This window comes from Streptococcus sp. C150, from assembly GCF_000187445.1.
GTDB lineage: Bacteria > Bacillota > Bacilli > Lactobacillales > Streptococcaceae > Streptococcus > Streptococcus raffinosi.
Genome location: NZ_GL698449.1, coordinates 1,110,412 through 1,112,191, shown reverse-complemented (window position 1 = coordinate 1,112,191; position 1,780 = coordinate 1,110,412). Strand labels below are relative to the sequence as shown.

The following is a 1,780-nucleotide window of genomic DNA, read 5'->3' as shown; positions in this document are numbered from 1 at the left end:
TCAGAGAGTGCGTCAGTAAGTGAATCACAATCTGAGTCAAATTCTATTTCAGCATCAGAAAGTGCTTCAGTAAGTGAATCACAATCCGAATCCAACTCCCTTTCAGCGTCAGAAAGTGCTTCAGTAAGTGAGTCACAATCTGAGTCAAATTCTATTTCGGCTTCAGAAAGTGCTTCAGTAAGTGAGTCACAATCCGAGTCCAACTCAATTTCGGCTTCAGAAAGTGCGTCAGTCTCTGAATCACAATCCGAATCTAACTCGCTTTCAACATCAGAGAGTGCTTCAGTGTCTGAATCTCAATCAGAATCTAACTCGCTTTCAGCATCAGAAAGTGCTTCAGTAAGTGAATCTCAATCTGAGTCCAACTCGCTTTCAGCATCAGAGAGTGCTTCAGTAAGCGAATCACAATCGGAATCCAATTCCCTTTCAGCGTCAGAAAGTGCGTCAGTTTCAGCAAGTCAATCTGTTTCAAATTCAGTAGTTTCTTCATTGAGTGTTTCAGCTTTTGAAAGCTTATCGCAAGCATTTAGTGCGTCAATTTCGACCATCCTTTCAACAGTTGATTCTATTTCGAAATCAGCATCAAGCTTTATTTCTACAAGTGAGTCACTCTCAATGTCTGCTTCGACATCATTGAGTACATCTGGATCATTAAGTGCTTCAGTTTCGTCAAGTGAATCAACGTCACTTAGTGAGTCATCAAGTACCAGCGCTTCAGTATCAACGAGTCAGTCAGTATCTAACTCATTGTCATCGTCATTAAGTGCTTCAGTTTCGTCAAGTGAATCCACGTCACTCAGTGAGTCATCAAGTACGAGTGCTTCAGTTTCAACGAGTCAGTCAGTATCTAACTCATTGTCATCGTCATTAAGTGCTTCAGTTTCAACCAGTGAATCAATGTCACTCAGCGAGTCATCAAGTACCAGTGCCTCAGTATCAACGAGTCAGTCAGTATCTAACTCATTGTCATCGTCATTAAGTGCTTCAGTTTCAACCAGTGAATCAATATCACTCAGCGAGTCATCAAGTACCAGTGCCTCAGTATCAGCGAGCCAGTCAGTATCAAACTCATTGTCATCGTCATTAAGTGCGTCAGTTTCGTCAAGCGAATCAACTTCACTAAGCGAGTCATCAAGTACCAGTGCCTCAGTATCAACGAGTCAGTCAGTATCTAACTCATTGTCATCGTCATTAAGTGCGTCAGTTTCGTCAAGCGAATCAACTTCACTAAGCGAGTCATCAAGTACCAGTGCCTCAGTATCAACGAGTCAGTCAGTCTCAAATTCTGTTTCCGCTTCATTAAGTACTTCAGTCTCAACCAGTGAATCAATGTCACTCAGCGAGTCATCAAGTACCAGTGCCTCAGTTTCAACGAGCCGGTCAGTATCTAACTCATTGTCATCGTCATTAAGTGCTTCAGTCTCAACCAGTGAATCAATGTCACTCAGCGAGTCATCAAGTACGAGCGCTTCAGTTTCAATGAGTCAATCCGTCTCAACTTCTGTTTTTGAATCACAAAGCACAAGCGCTTCAATTTCAACGAGCCAATCAGTTTCTGGTTCATTGAGCGTCTCAGAATCAGAAAGTGCAAGCACAAGCGCCTCAGTTTCAGCAAGCCAATCAGTTTCTAATTCATTGAGCGTATCGGAATCAGCAAGTGCAAGTACCAGTGCTTCTGTTTCAACGAGTCAATCCGTCTCAACGTCAGTTTCTGAATCACAAAGCACAAGCGCTTCAATTTCAACGAGCCAATCAGTTTCTGGTTCTATGAGTGCGTCAG

At 42.6% G+C, this 1,780-nt stretch carries 1 protein-coding gene; it reads left to right on the top strand.

All coding sequences use genetic code 11. The features are described from left to right. The coding region (locus HMPREF0848_RS10710) for a hypothetical protein (protein ID WP_037608965.1) at positions 1 to 1,780 on the top strand (1,780 nt) is incomplete at both ends.